General features: G+C 72.0%; 14 protein-coding genes. 7 read left to right on the top strand and 7 right to left on the bottom strand.

What is annotated here, in order from left to right:
• Positions 1-6: 6 nt before the first annotated feature.
• Genes ACFQPD_RS08785 through ACFQPD_RS08770 form a run of 4 tightly spaced genes read right to left on the bottom strand, consistent with a single transcriptional unit; the run spans position 7 to position 3,918 of the window.
• Positions 7-1,071 (bottom strand): ABC transporter ATP-binding protein, encoded by a 1,065-nt coding sequence (locus ACFQPD_RS08785; RefSeq protein ID WP_385900157.1) that lies wholly within the window; start codon positions 1,069-1,071, stop codon positions 7-9.
• Positions 1,068-1,892, bottom strand: coding sequence for an ABC transporter permease (locus tag ACFQPD_RS08780; RefSeq protein WP_068752011.1), 825 nt, complete (start codon positions 1,890-1,892; stop codon positions 1,068-1,070). The genes ACFQPD_RS08785 and ACFQPD_RS08780 overlap by 4 nt, the downstream gene beginning before the upstream one ends.
• Positions 1,889-2,776, bottom strand: coding sequence for an ABC transporter permease (locus tag ACFQPD_RS08775; protein ID WP_385900155.1), 888 nt, complete (start codon positions 2,774-2,776; stop codon positions 1,889-1,891). The genes ACFQPD_RS08780 and ACFQPD_RS08775 overlap by 4 nt, the downstream gene beginning before the upstream one ends.
• Entirely contained in the window at positions 2,776-3,918 is a 1,143-nt protein-coding gene (locus ACFQPD_RS08770) for an ABC transporter substrate-binding protein (protein ID WP_385900154.1), read from the bottom strand. Before ACFQPD_RS08770 ends, ACFQPD_RS08775 begins: the two co-directional genes overlap by 1 nt.
• Before the next feature lie 202 nt (positions 3,919-4,120).
• Here ACFQPD_RS08770 and ACFQPD_RS08765 point away from each other — a divergent pair, with 202 nt between their 5' ends.
• Positions 4,121-5,101 carry a ribose-phosphate diphosphokinase gene (locus tag ACFQPD_RS08765; RefSeq protein WP_385900152.1) on the top strand — a complete coding sequence of 327 codons (981 nt, stop codon included), beginning with the start codon at positions 4,121-4,123 and terminating at the stop codon, positions 5,099-5,101.
• On the opposite strand, the gene ACFQPD_RS08760 is transcribed toward ACFQPD_RS08765, so the two are convergent.
• The 3 genes from ACFQPD_RS08760 to ACFQPD_RS08750 form a co-directional block, all read right to left on the bottom strand.
• A complete protein-coding gene (locus ACFQPD_RS08760) occupies positions 5,098-6,414 on the bottom strand; it encodes a nitrate/nitrite transporter (protein ID WP_385900151.1) in 1,317 nt (438 codons plus the stop codon). The two genes, ACFQPD_RS08765 and ACFQPD_RS08760, sit on opposite strands and share 4 nt — an antisense overlap.
• Positions 6,415-6,704: 290 nt before the next feature.
• Complete coding sequence (locus tag ACFQPD_RS08755; protein ID WP_385900149.1) at positions 6,705-7,751, bottom strand: NAD(P)-dependent alcohol dehydrogenase; 1,047 nt, start codon at positions 7,749-7,751, stop codon at positions 6,705-6,707.
• A gap of 52 nt (positions 7,752-7,803) precedes the next feature.
• On the bottom strand, positions 7,804-8,634 hold the full coding sequence (locus ACFQPD_RS08750) for a hypothetical protein (RefSeq protein WP_385900148.1): 831 nt from the start codon (positions 8,632-8,634) through the stop codon (positions 7,804-7,806).
• A 227-nt stretch (positions 8,635-8,861) separates the two neighbouring features.
• On the opposite strand from ACFQPD_RS08750, the gene ACFQPD_RS08745 reads away from it, so the two are divergent.
• The 6 genes from ACFQPD_RS08745 to ACFQPD_RS08720 all read left to right on the top strand — a co-directional run bounded on the left by ACFQPD_RS08745 (position 8,862) and on the right by ACFQPD_RS08720 (position 13,724).
• On the top strand, positions 8,862-9,464 hold the full coding sequence (locus ACFQPD_RS08745; protein ID WP_385900146.1) for an SAF domain-containing protein: 603 nt from the start codon (positions 8,862-8,864) through the stop codon (positions 9,462-9,464).
• Complete coding sequence (locus tag ACFQPD_RS08740) at positions 9,464-10,264, top strand: hypothetical protein (protein WP_385900145.1); 801 nt, start codon at positions 9,464-9,466, stop codon at positions 10,262-10,264. Before ACFQPD_RS08745 ends, ACFQPD_RS08740 begins: the two co-directional genes overlap by 1 nt.
• Positions 10,261-11,703, top strand: coding sequence for a CpaF family protein (locus ACFQPD_RS08735; RefSeq protein WP_385900144.1), 1,443 nt, complete (start codon positions 10,261-10,263; stop codon positions 11,701-11,703). The genes ACFQPD_RS08740 and ACFQPD_RS08735 overlap by 4 nt, the downstream gene beginning before the upstream one ends.
• Positions 11,694-12,551: a type II secretion system F family protein gene (locus tag ACFQPD_RS08730; RefSeq protein ID WP_385900142.1), complete on the top strand. Its 858-nt coding sequence runs from the start codon at positions 11,694-11,696 to the stop codon at positions 12,549-12,551. Before ACFQPD_RS08735 ends, ACFQPD_RS08730 begins: the two co-directional genes overlap by 10 nt.
• On the top strand, positions 12,548-13,420 hold the full coding sequence (locus ACFQPD_RS08725) for a hypothetical protein (RefSeq protein ID WP_353082991.1): 873 nt from the start codon (positions 12,548-12,550) through the stop codon (positions 13,418-13,420). Before ACFQPD_RS08730 ends, ACFQPD_RS08725 begins: the two co-directional genes overlap by 4 nt.
• A gap of 112 nt (positions 13,421-13,532) precedes the next feature.
• The gene (locus ACFQPD_RS08720) at positions 13,533-13,724 is read left to right on the top strand and encodes a hypothetical protein (RefSeq protein ID WP_141680087.1); all 192 of its coding nucleotides are present in this window, start codon (positions 13,533-13,535) and stop codon (positions 13,722-13,724) included.

Raw genomic sequence — 13,724 nt, 5'->3', positions numbered from 1 at the left:
CGGCGTCTACGCGGTCACCAGCACGGGCGCCTTGTCGACGGCGACCAGCACGCGCTCCCCCAACCCGAGTCCGTGCGTGTCCCGGGAATGGACGAACGCCTGCAACTCGGTGTCGTCGTGCAGCGTCACGTAGACGCGGGCATGGTCGCCCAGGAAGGACACCTGCCGCACGGTCCCCTCGAAGCCCCGCTCGTCGGCCGCGTCCACGGCGGGCGTCACCGACAACCGCTCCGGCCGCACCAGCGCGACCCCCGCGCCCTCCGTCGGCGATCCCGGCAGCACGGGCAGCCACTCCCCCAGCACCCGCACATGCCCGGCGCTCACCCTCCCGTGGATGCGGTTGGTGGAGCCGATGAACTGCGCTACGAACTCGTTGACCGGCCGCTCGTACAGGTCCCGCGGCGCGGAGATCTGTTCGAGTCGTCCGGCGCGCATCACGCCCACCCGATCCGCCATCGCGAGCGCCTCGCCCTGGTCGTGGGTGACGAACAGCGTCGTGGTGCCCAGCTCCAGCTGGATGCGGCGGATCTCGTCGCGCAGTTGCACCCGGACCTGGGCGTCGAGCGCCGACAGCGGTTCGTCCAGCAGCAGGACCTCGGGGTTGGACGCCAGCGCGCGGGCGAGTGCGACCCGCTGCTGCTGGCCACCGGACAACTCCGTCGGGAAGCGGTCGTGGTGGCTGCCCAGCCCGACGAGGTCGAGGTGGTGGTCGATGATGCCGCGCCGCCGGGCGCGATCCACCCGTCGCAGGGACAGCGCGAAGTCGATGTTGCCAGCCGCGGTGAGGTGTGGGAACAGGGAGTAGCTCTGGAAGACCATGGCCATCGAGCGCTTGTTCGGCGGCACGTGCGTGATGTCGCGGCCGCCCACCAGCACCTGCCCCGAGTCAGCCTCCTCCAAGCCGGAGAGGACGCGCAGCGCCGTCGTCTTGCCGCAGCCGGAGGGGCCCAGGAGCGCGACCAGCTCGCCGGGCGCGATGTCGAGGTCGAGGTCGTCGAGCGCGACGACGCTGCCGAACGAGCGCCGGAGGGCCCGCAGCTCGACGGCCACGGCGCCGGGGGTGGGTGTCATGAGTCTCTCCTGCGTGGTCGGCGGTGGGCACGGTTGGTGATGTAGCTCAGCCCCACGAGCAGCGCGATCCCGAACAGCAGCGTGAGCAGCGACACCGCCGCCGCGACCTGCGGCGCCGCCTGGTTGACCAGCATGACGCCGGTCTGGAGGTTCTCGCGCGCGAGCATCCGCGCGATCGTGAACTCGCCGAGCACGACGGCGATCGAGATGAAGGCGGCGGAGGCGACGGCGCCGCGCAGGTTGGGCAGCAGCACCCGGGCGACGACGGTGGGCCAGGAGGCGCCGAGGGAGCGGGCCGCCGCGACCAGCGTGCGGACGTCGATGGCGGAGAGGCCGGCGTCGAGGGCGCGGTAGGCGAAGGGCAGGACCAGCACCACGTACGCGAAGCTGAGCCAGACGGCGTGCGTGTCCAGCAGGCGGGTCGCGATGAACCGGTACACCGGCACCAGCCCCACCACGAGCACGATCGCGGGCAGCGTCAGCGGCAGCAGGCACAGGAACTCGACGACCCGGTTCAGCCGCGGCAGCCGCAACCTCACCCACACCATCGTCGGCAACAGCAGCGCGAACATGAGGCTCAGCGTGAGAACGGCGATGAGCAGCGAGTTGACCAGGCCCGTGTAAAGCGGCTGGAGGCGGGCCCCGTCGCCGGCCCCGAACAGCCGCGTCCAGGCGTCGACGGAGTAGGCCCCCGTGAGCGGGAACCGGATCGAGAACTCGAACAGCGCGTACAGCGGATACGCGAGGAACACCCCCACCACGCCCAGCACCGCGATCCGCAGCGCCCGCTGGCGGCGCCGGCGGGTGACGGCCCGGCTCACCGGGTCCACCGCCCCGCTCGACGCTGCAGCGCGGCGTACCCGGCCATCACCAGCCCGACCACGACGATCATGCCCGCGGCGAGCGCCTGGGCGTAGGCGTCCATGCCGGTGTCGTTCTCGTTGCGGATGGCGCCCTCGATGGCCATGGGCACGATGATCGTCCGCTGCGAGATCAGCGCGGCCGCGGTGGCGTAGGCGGAGAACGCGTTGGCGAACAGCAGGAGGAAGCTGCCGAGGAAGCTCGGCAGCAGGATGGGTCCCGCGACCCGGCTCCAGAAGGTCCACGTCGATCCGCCGAGGTTCTCGGTGGCGTCACGCCATTCCTGACGCAGCCCGTCGACGGCGGGCAGGAACACGATGATCATGAGCGGCACCTGGAAGTAGCAGTACACGACGATGAGCCCCGGCACGGAGGTCAGCAGGTCGCCCGGCACCGCGACACCGAACGCGTCGGCCAGCAGCCGGGTGAGGTGGCCGTTCTTGCCCAGCACCGAGATGAACGCGAAGGCGAGCATCACGCCGCCGAACTGCGCGAGGACCGACGACACGGCCGTGTAGATCCGGCGCAGCCGAGACGTGAGCGGCACCGTCGACAGGGCGTAGGCGGCCACGCCCCCGACGACGGCACCCGCGATCGCCGAGGCGGCGCTCACCCACGCGGTGGTAAGGAAGATCTGGGCGGTGGCGGGCGTGACCAGCCGCGCGACCCCGTCGAGCGTGAACCCGCCGTCGCGGCTCCGGAACGCCCCCACCACCACGATGAGCGTCGGGAGCAGTAGGAACACGGCGAGGTACCCGAAGAAGGGAAGCGTGACCGCGGCGTCGCGGGCGGTCCGCGCGACGCGTCTCGTGGGTGTGGCCACGCCCGCCACCACTGTCGACATCAGCTGATCGTGGCGTCCCAGTTGGCCTGCAGGAACGCGGTGGCCGCCTCGGCCTGCTCGGCGGTGGGGGCGAGCAGCTCCTCGACGGCGGGCGCCGCGGCCTTGGCCTCGTCGGAGAACTCGTCGGCGAACACCTGGTTCAGCACCGGCACGGCGCCGCCCTCGGCCCAGAGGTTCTGCGCCTCCGCCGAGAACAGGTACTCCTGCCACAGGCGGGCGGCCGCCGGGTGGGGGGCGTCGTTGTTGACGGCCTGCTTGTAGTACGAGCCCAGCGCGATGCCCTCGGGCAGGAACGTCGCCCACTCGACGCCCTGTTCGGCGAGGCGGTCGGCGACGGGAACCATGTTGTAGGACCAGTCGAAGACGACGCCGTGCTCCCCGGATTCGATGGTGCCGGGGGTGACGTCGGTGAGGTTGAGCGAGCCGGCGTCGTTGAGCTCGGCGAAGAAGTCGAGGCCGGGCTGCAGGTCGTCGAACGATCCGCCGTTGGCGAGCGCGCCCAGGAGGAACCCGTTGAACGCGGCGCCGGCTTCGGCGGGCTTGCCGTTGAGGGCCACCGACCCGGCGAACTGCGGATCGGTCAGCTGGTCGAGCGAGGTGATCTCGCCGTACTTCGTCTTGTTGTAGCCGACCACCATGACGCCGGTGTAGTCGGAGACCCACAGGCCCTCGGGGTCCTTCTGGTCCTCGGGGATGTCGGCGAAGCGCTCCACCTGGTAGGGCGCGAAGTAGTCGGTCGACTCCAGCGCCACGTTGGTGCCGAGGTCGAACACGTCGGGCGCCTTGTCGGTGCCCTTGTTGGCGTCGGCGGCGGCGATCTCCTCCTTCGAGGAGGCGTCCGGGGACTGCTCGTTGACCTCGATGCCGTACTTGGCCTTGAAGCCCTCGATGACGGCGCCGTAGTTGGCCCAGTCGTGCGGCAGGGCGATGACGTTGAGCTGGCCCTCGGCCTGCGCGGCGGCGACCAGCCCTTCCATCCCGCCGAAGTCGGCGGCGGACGTCGCGGTCGCGGCGTCGACGGCGGCCGACCCCGTCGAGGCCGGATCGGAGGTCTCGGCGGCGGGGGCGGCACCACCGCAGGCGGTGAGCGCCAGGGACACGGCGGCCAGGCCCGCGAGGGCGGCCGTGCGGATTCCACTCATGGATGGTTCCTTCTGTTCGGGGGCCGGGTTGGCCCGTCTGCCGCACGCTAGGGCGCGCCGGAGAACAGTCGCTGCGCCGCTGGTGAACGCCGGATGACCGCTCGATGACGCCCTGGTGCGCGGATCGTTGTCCGGCTCGACGCCAGCCGCGGCGCGCCCCGCCGTCGGCCGTTAGGCTGTGGGCGACGGGAAGGGGCTGTCAGTGAAGGGCATCGTCGTTTTCTCCGGTTCCGCCCATGCGGCGTTCGCCGACGAGATCTGCGCGCACCTCGGGCTCCGGCGGTCGGCGGTGAAGATCTCCCGGTTCAGCAACGACTGCCTGCAGGCGCAGCTGCTCGCCAACTGCCGCCAGCGCGACGTCTACATCGTGCAGCCGCTCGTCCCCCCGACCCAGGACCACCTGATGGAGCTCCTGCTCATGGTCGACGCCGCCCGCGGCGCCTCCGCGGGGCAGATCACCGCCGTCATCCCCCACTACGCCTACGCGCGCTCGGACAAGAAGGATGCGTCGCGGATCTCCATCGGCGGCCGGCTGGTGGCCGACATGCTGGCGACGGCCGGTGTGGACCGGGTCCTCACCATGGCGCTCCACGCGCCGCAGATGCACGGGTTCTTCTCGGTCCCGGTCGACCACCTGACCGCGCTGGGCGTGATCGCGGACCACTACCGCGACCGCGACCTCAGTAACACCGTCGTGGTGTCGCCCGATCTCGGCAACGCCAAGCAGGCGACGCTGCTGGCCCGGCTGCTCAACCTGCCGGTCGCGGCGGGATCGAAGCAGCGCCTCGCGGACGACAGGGTGGTCATCGACGCCATCGTCGGCGACGTCTCCGGCAAGCGGGCCATCGTGCTCGACGACGAGATCGCCACCGGCGGCTCCATCGTCGAGATCGTCAACCGCCTGGGCGACTTCGGCTGCCAGGACGTGTCGGTGGCGTGCACGCACGGGCTGTTCGCGGGGCGGGCGGTCGAGAAGCTCACGTCACACGAGCGCATCGTCGAGGTCGTGTCGACCAACACCGTGCCGGCACCCGCCGACTTCCCGGGCCTGACGACGCTGAGCGTCGCGGGCCTGTTCGCCGACGCCATCGACCGCATCCACAACGGCCGCTCGGTGAGCAAGCTGTTCAACGACGTCGATCCGGCGTACGCGCCTCCGCCGCAGCCCGAGGGCCTCTTCTAGCCCGCAAGTCCCCGGCGACGGCGGATGCGGTCCGCCACCTCGCGCCACGTGGGCACGACGACGCCCTCCGCGGCCATGAGCCGCCGCAGCCGCCGACGGCTCAGCAGGATGCCCGTGATCCCGACCGCGAAGAACGGCAGCTGCAGGAGCCACGCGAGGCGCAGCTGCCCCGGTGTGTAGGCACCGCCGCCCGCCATCCAGTCGAGCGCCAGGCCCATGAGGAGAATGAGGACGGTTCCGCCGATGAAGCCGCCCGCGATGACGATGCCGTTGGCGGCGCCGAGCCTGGTGACGGGCAGGTTCGTGCGGGGGAAGTCGAAGCCGACGCCGGTGCCCGGGCCCGCCACGGCGAGGGAGAGCACCAGCAGGACCAGCAGCGGCGTGGGGGCCGGGCCAGGCCACAGCAGCACCGCGGCCCAGCAGGCGACGACGGCCCACACGAGCAGGAGCACCATCGTGCTGCGGCGCAGCGGGTGCCGGGCCGTCATGGCGCCGACGACGGGACCGGCCACCATCGCCGCGACCGACAGCAGCGCGAACAGCGCCCCCGCCTCGGCCTGCGACCGGCCCTGCCCCACGACGAGGTAGGGGATCCCCCACATGAACACGAAGGCGTTGGTGGAGAAGCCCGCGGTGAAGTGCACCCAGAAGCCGAGCTGCGTCGCGGGATGCGTCGTCACGCCTCTGATGCGGGAGGGGATCTCCCTGATCGGGTCGACGACGACGCTCGGGGCCTCCCCCGGCGGCGCGTTGCGCACGCCGGCCACGATCAGGACCGCCGCGACCCCGCTGGCCGCCACGGTGAGCAGCAGCCCCGGCCGCCAGCCCGCGACCTGGATGAGGGGCAGCACAACCCCCACGGCGGCCACCTGGCCGACGGCCCCGATCATGCCGGTGACCTGGGACAGCAGGGGCACCCGCTGGGGCGGGAACCAGCGCGGCAGCAGCCGCAGCACCGAGTTGAACATGCAGGCGTCGCCGACGCCGAGCAGGATGCGGGCTGCGTAGGCCATGGACAGGTCGTCGGCCATGGCCAGCATCCCCTGGCCCAGCGCGATGACCAGCGTGCCGGTCGTGAGCAGCACGCGGGACCCGAAGCGGTCCAGGAGCAGCCCGACGGGGACCTGGGACAGGGCGTAGGTGGCGAGCTGAAGGACGACGAACGTCGAGATGATGCCGGGCGTGGTGCCGAAGTGGGCGGCGGCCTCCAAGCCGGCGACGCCCAGCGCGCTGCGGTGCATGACGGCCAGCGAGTAGCCGAACACGCCGACGCCCCAGACCATCCAGGCCGCGCGCCCGTACCCGCTCTCCACTGGGACCTCCCGCCCACGATCCTAGGGCTGGGGTGTGGACCGGGCCAACGTCGCGCACCATGTTGCCTTGAGCGTGCCGGGCGCGTCCGCCGACGGCGGCGACGCGGCGGGGCTGTCTGCCCTAGGGTCGGCCCGGGCGCCGGGAAAATGTCCAGGCCGACCCGGCCTGTAGGCCACAGAGGCAGTGGACGCTGCGCCCTGCCCGTCCATACTCCCACGGGGTCTCTCGGCGGGTCGGCCAGGGTGAGCCCCGGCGGCGCGGGCGGGCGTGCTAAGGTGCGGCCCCCGCGTCAGATCGTCGAGATGTCGATGACGTAGCGGTAGCGGACCTTGGAGGCGACGACGTTGTCGTAGGCCTCGTCGATCCGGTCGGCGCCGATCATTTCGATCATGGGCGCCAGGTCATGCTCGGCGCAGAAGTCGAGCATCTCCTGCGTCTCCCGGATGCCGCCGATGTTCGAGCCGGCCAGCACCCGTGCCTGACCGGTCAGCACGCCGAGGTGGATCGACGACGGACGCTCGGGCAGGCCGACGTTGACCAGCACCCCGTGGGCCTTGAGCAGCTTGAGCAGACCGTCGAGGTCGACGCCGTCGGAGACGGTCGTGACGATGAGGTCGAAGCTGCCGCGCAGCCTCTTCATGGCGTCGCGGTCCTGGGTGGAGACGTAGTCGGTGGCGCCCAGCCGCAGGCCGTCGTCGCGCTTCGCCAGCGAGCGGCCGAGCACGATGGTCTCGGCGCCCATGGCGGCCGAGATCTGCACGCCCATGTGCCCGAGCCCGCCCATGCCGACGATGCCGACGCGCTTGCCCGGGGCGGCACCCCAGCGCTTGAGCGGGGAGTACAGGGTGATGCCGGCACACATGAGCGGGGCCGCGTGCTCGAGGCTCATCTCGTCCGGCACGCGCATGAGGTAGTCCTGCTCGACCGTGATGCCCGTCGAGTAGCCGCCCGCCGTCGGCTCACCGTCGCGGCCGACGCCGTTGTACGTCCAGACGGTGCCGGGGCGGCCGGTGCAGAACTGCTCCTCACCCTGGCGGCACATGTCGCACTCGCGGCAGGAGTCGACGAAGCAGCCGACGCCGACGCGGTCGCCCACCGCGAACTTCGTGACCTCCGAGCCGACCTGGCTGACGACCCCGGCGATCTCGTGGCCGCCGACGAACGGGTAGGTGATCGGGCCCCACTCGCCGCGGGCGGTGTGGATGTCGGAGTGGCAGATGCCCGTGTAGTGGATGTCGAAGAACACCTCTGTGGGGCCGGGGTCGCGGCGCGTGATGGTGGTCTTGGCGTGGCGGCCGGTGGGAGAGTCGATGGCGTAGGCGGCGACGTCGGGCATGGCTTCCTCCGTGAAGCGGGACGTGGGACGCCGTCGATGCTACCGGGCGTGGCTACTCGCCGCTGAGGCCCTCCAGCCAGCCGGGGACCTCGTTGCCGGGCATCGGCGGCTCGGCGCCGTCGACGGGGAGGGTGCAGTTCGGCGTCTCGCCCGGGGCAGGGCCGAACTCCTTGCCACCGAAGATGTATGTCTTGGCGTACTCGTAGTAGGCGTCGTGGGCGCCCGTGTCGTACGGGTTGTCCAACGCGCAGCGGCCGACGTAGTAGCCGACGACGTCGGCGAAGGTCTCGGTGACGCTGCGTCCGGCGTACTCCGAGAAGCGGCCTTCCTGGCGGAACAGCTTGGTGAACGCCGTCCAGTACTCCGGCTCCTGGTAGCGGTCCGAGTTGCGGACGTGGCCGAGTTCGTGGACGACGAGGCGCACGAGCCGGCCCTCGTCTCCGGAGTCGAGCGCGCGCTGGAACTTGCCGAAGTCCAGGCTGACGTAGCCCGTACGGGTCAGGCTCCAGTCTCCCCAGGCGTAGCCCGAGATGCTGGTGGCGTTGAGGCCGACGGTGCCGCTCACCTTGGACTGGAGATCGGCCCGGTAGGGCGTGCACTCCATGGCGTCCAGCGTCTCCCACAGGATCTTGATCGACGCGCGGCGCTGCTCGGTCCACTGCTTGCCGGCCAGCTTGAAGCCGAAGTTCGCGGCCAGCTGGGCCGCGACATCAGCGATCGGCGCGTCGTCCGGGAAGGGTTTCGTGGATGCGCACGGGTTAGGGATCCCGGTCACGGGGGCCGCGGGCGTGGGCGCGATCGGCAGGGCCTGGGCGCTGGTGGCGGCGACGGATCCGACGGCGACGGCCACCGTGGTGGCGATCGCGGCGATCCATCTGCGCACAGGGGTCTCCCAGGGTGTCCTACAACGTGTCGAAGCCAAGAATCTCTCAGGTTTCTCAGAGAGTCAAACCGTGGACAAGACTGTGGAAAAAACGATCAAATCGTCCCGCCTTATCCACAGTTGATGGTTAGGGGCGGAATGTGACCCACCCGGCTGCCTACATTGACGGCCGGAAGGGGGATCACGGCGTGCATCAACAGACCGAACACTCAGCTTCTCCTCAGGAGGTGGCGCCCAGGCCGTCCGGCGTACAGCTGCGGGCCCGCCGCAGCCCCGCACTCGTCGCGCTGGGGGCGCTGCTCGTCGTCGGTGGCGGCGTGGGTGCCGCGGCGCTGGTGTCACTCAACGCAGACCAGCGCGCCGTCGTGGTCATGGCGTCGGACGTCCGGCGCGGTGACGCGCTGACGCGGGAGGACCTGGCCGTGGTCGAGGTCCCGGGCACCATGACGGTCGAAGCGCTCGGTGCGGCGGACCTCCCCACGCTCGTCGGGCAGCGCACGCTGACCGACCTCCCGGCCGGGTCCTTCCCGCTGTCCCGGCACGTGGGCGAGCAGCCGTTGCCCGACGGCGAGTCGCTGGTCGGCCTCCGGCTGCCGTTGGGCAAGCTACCGACCGCCGACATGCCGCCGGGGACGCCGGTACGCCTGGTCGGCCTCGCGGAGGGCGGCTCCGCGGACACGTCCGCCGTCGTCGCCGCCCGGCCGACGCTGCTCGACGACGGGATGACCTACGCCGTCGACGTGCGCGTCGCCGATGCCGAGGCCGCCACCGTCGCCCGCCTGTCGGCCGCGGACCTCCTGGCGCTCGTCGTGGTGACGGAGGGCCGCTGATGGCCGTGCTGCTGCTCACCTCCGCCACCGGGGCGCCGGGAGTGACGACGACCGCCCTCGGCCTCGCGTTGACCTGGCCGCGGCACGTACTGCTCGCGGACTGCGACCGGGATCCGGCGCAGGCCGTGCAGGCCGGGTACCTGCGCGGCCTGGAACACGGCGGGCGGGGCCTGGTGTCGCTCGCGCACCTGCACCGCGACGGGGCGGCGCTGGGCCCGGAGGTGTGGCGGCAGACACTGCCCTTGACGCAGTCCAGTGAGCCGGAGCGCCGGTTCCTCCCCGGCTTCACCTCCGCCGGGTCGTCACGGCTGTTCGAACACGTGTGGGGCGCGGTGGGTGACGCCCTCGCCGGCCTGGACGCCCGCGGGATCGACGTGGTGGTGGACGCGGGGCGAATCGGGGTCAACGGCCTTCCCATGGGGCTGCTCGCCGCCGCGGACGCCGTCGTGCTCTGCGTCCGGTCCACGCTGCGGTCGCTGGCCGCCGCCCAGATCCACCTCGCCACTCTCGGCGAGCAGGTCCGGGCCCTGCCGACGACGCCGCCCGTGGCCCTCGCCGTCGTCGGCCCCGGGCGGCCGTACTCCGCCGCCGAGATCTCGGCGCAGTTCGCGATGCCCTGCTGGCTCGAACCGGCGTGGGACCCACGCGCCGCGGAGGTGCTGAGCGACGGGGCCGATGAGCCGCGCCGCTTCCACGAGGCGGGCTTCATGTCGCGGATCCGCGCCGAGGCCAAGGGCCTCTCCGAGCGGATGGCCCGCGGCCGGGCACACACGGCGGCGGTCGCGGGGGTGGCGTCATGACGCTCGGCCAGCTTCCGCCCCTCTCCGGGGCCCTGGGACGGCTGGGTCTGGCCCCCGACGAGGCGCACCTGCCGGCGGCCCCGCCTCCCGCACCGCGGCGCGCGGGTACCCAGCCCCAGGCACCCGCGGACGTCGACTGGCAGGTCGTCGTCGGGCTCCGCCGCGAGGCCGTCGAGCTCATCACCCGCGCGGCCGGCGAGTGGCAGGCCGGCCGGGGACAGCCGATGCCGGACGCGGACCGGCGGGCACAGGGGCGCGCGATCATCCGCAGCGTCGTCCACGCCCGCGCCCAGCGGCTCAACGAGGCGGGTGAGGCGCTCTGGCCGCTCCACCTGGAGACGCGCTACGCCGACGCCGTCGAGAGCGCCATCTTCGGATACGGACGGCTGCAGCCGCTGTTCGAGATCCCCGACGCGGAGAACATCGAGATCCACGGCTGCGACACGGTCACCGTGCAGTACGGCGACGGCCATCGCGAGAGCCACCGGCCGGTCGCCGACACCGACGAGGAGCTGGTCGACGCCATCCGGTTCCTCGGCGAGACCGCGACCCCACCCAGGCCGTTCGACGACGTGCACCCCACGATGACGCTGGCACTCGGCGACCGGTTCCGTTTGCACGCGATCGGCTTCGGCCTGTCCTTCCGGCCGAGCGTGGTGATCCGGCAGCACCTGCTCACCGACGTCACCCTCGACGACCTGGCGAGCGACGGCATGCTGCCCCACCACGTGGCCCGGCTGCTGCGCTCGGCGGTCCTGGCCCGCAAGTCCATCGTCATCTCCGGGGACCAGGGCGCCGGCAAGACGACGCTGTTGCGGGCGCTCATCGCCGCCATCCATCCCTCCGAGCGCTTCGGCACGCTCGAGACCGACTACGAGCTGCTCACCCACCTCCTCGGGCACCGTCGCAACATCCTGGCGCTGCAGGCAAGGGTGGGCATGGGCGAGACCTCGGGCGGCGCCAGCGTCGGCTCCTACACGGTCGCGGACCTCATCCCCGAGGCCCTGCGCCAGAACCTCGCCCGCATCGTCGTCGGAGAGGTGCGCGGCTCCGAGGCCGGCGCGATGTTCGAGGCCATGCAGTCAGGCGCCGGGTGCCTCGCCACCACGCACTCCCACTCGGCGTCGTCCACCATCGACCGGCTGGCCGCCCGCGTCGCCCAGGGCCGAGTGCTCAGCGTCGACGACGCCATGCACCAGATCGCGCACCACCTCCACTTCATCGTGCACGTGACGCTGCAGGACGACGCGTGGCGCGGCGGGGTACGGACGCGATACGTCTCGGAGGTCCGACAGCTGACCGGCGCGGTCGAGGCGGGCCGTCCGGTCACGCACCTCGTCTACCGGGCTCCCGGGGCGTCGGGGGTCGAGGTGTTCCAGCCCGAGGCCACCATGGCGGCGGAACTGGCCCAGTTCGACCGGAGCGGGTCATGGACGTGATCCTCGCCGCCGCGGCGGGGTCCACGGTGGGGCTCGGGGTTCTGCTCGTCGTGCTGGGTGCACGCCGCTCGGTGCGGCTGTCCACACAGTCATCCACAGGCCTGTGGACAAGATCGCGCCAGCGGTGGACAGCGATGCCACCGTCGCGGCGCTGGTGGTTCGGGGGCGTCGCGGCGGCGACGCTCGCCGTGGCGATCATCACGGGATGGGCGCTCGCCCTGATCCTGGTCCCCGCCGTCACCGTGGGCGTGCCGCTCCTGCTCAGCGCTCCCGCGAACCGCGAGGTGGAGGTCCTGGCAGCGCTGGACCGGTGGGTGCGCCTGATCGGAACGTCGCTGTCGTCGGGCAAGTCCATCCGCGACGCCATCTTCGCCACGCGCCACCAGGTCTCCCCTGTCCTGAACGAGCCCGTGTCCCGGCTCTGCACCCGCATGGACCAGCGATGGCACACGAGAGAGGCCCTCTTCGCCCTGGCCGACGAACTGGCCTCCGCGGATGCCGACGCCGTCGTCGCCGCGCTCGCCATCGCCTCCGCGAAGGGCGGGGCCGGGGCACGCGCCACGCTCGGCGCGGTCTCGGACAGCATCCAGGCCCGGCTGGCGGCCCTGCGTGAGGTGTCGGCTGAGCGCGCGAAACCCCGGGTCGTGGTCCGCCAGGTGACCTTCATCACCCTGGGTGTGCTGCTGGGCGCGCTGCTGCTCAACCCGCAGTTCTTCGCGCCGTACGCCACACCCTTGGGTCAGGTGCTGGCCGCAGTGCTCGCGGCCGCCTACCTCGGCTGCCTGGTGGTGCTCCGGCGCATGACCATCCCCGCGCCGGCGCCCCGCTTCCTGCGGAGCGCGGCATGATCGGCGCCGCCATCGTCAGCGGGATGGTCGCCGGCCTGGGACTGACGCTCATGGTCCGCGGGCTCTTCGCCGCCCCGGTGCGGCTGGGCGACGCCCTGGCGGCCCTCGAGCGGCGCGACACCGCAGGGCCGGCGTCCGCGGCCGGCGGCGTCGAGGGCGTGGCCGGGCGCCTGCAGCGGCGGCTGCGCCTGCCGCTCACCGCGCGGCAGCAGCAGCTGCTGCTCATGCAGGGCCGCAGCGTGGGGGACTTCTTCGTGGAGAAGCTCGTCTGGACGGGCGCGGGCGTCGGGCTGCCGACGGTGTGGGCCGCGACGCAGTGGGCGCTGGGCAACGCCGTCGGCCCGGCGCCGCTTGCAGCGGCCCTCATCGGCGGAACGCTCGGGTACTTCGTGGCGGATGTGCGGCTCCGGGGTGGCGCGGAGCAGGAGCGTCGCGCGGCCACCGACGGCATCCACACCTTCTTCGACCTGGTGGTCCTGGAACGGCTCGCCAACTCCTCCGCCGCTCAGGCCGCCGCCAACGCGGCCGCGATCTCCGGTGCGCCGCTGTTCCAGCGGATCGCCGTGGGCCTTGAGCGGGCGAGGATGGAACAGACCCAGCCCTGGAACGAACTGCGGGACGTCGCGCGGGAATGGAACGTCCCGGAGCTGGCCGACTTCGCCGACGTCATGCAGCTCGAGGAGCAGGGCGCCGGGCTGGCCGAGGTGCTGCAGGCCCGGGTACGGGAACTCCGCGACGCCCATCTCAACGCGCAGCGCGCCGCCGCCCAGGAGGCCAGCGAGGCGATGACGCTGTGGATGACGATCCCGGCCATGATCCTCGGCCTCGCGCTCCTGATCCCGCCCCTGCTCACGCTGCTCGGCACGTGATGTCAAGAGCAACCGGCACATGTGGACAACTCGCCGGGCGATACCCGTGGCGCTGTGGATAACCCCGGATATGACCCGACCACCCGCAAGACTGACCACCAAGGAGGACACCATGACCACGATCCATCAGCTCATCGGGACGCTCGTCTCCCTGCAGTACCCGCACGCCCAGCTGCGCCACCGCGACGAGCGCGGCCTCAGCCAGAGCACCGAGAACGCCATCCTGCTGGCCGGCGCCGCCGCGGTGGCCCTCGTCATCATCACCGTCATCACCGCCTACGTCTCGGATCGCCTGCCCCGTTGA

Source organism: Tessaracoccus sp. O5.2 (genome assembly GCF_964266725.1).
In the GTDB taxonomy this organism is placed as follows: Bacteria; Actinomycetota; Actinomycetes; order Propionibacteriales; family Propionibacteriaceae; genus Arachnia; species Arachnia lapidicapta.
The sequence above is the reverse complement of the archived record's forward strand: the minus strand, read 5'-3'. Positions and strand labels throughout refer to the sequence as shown.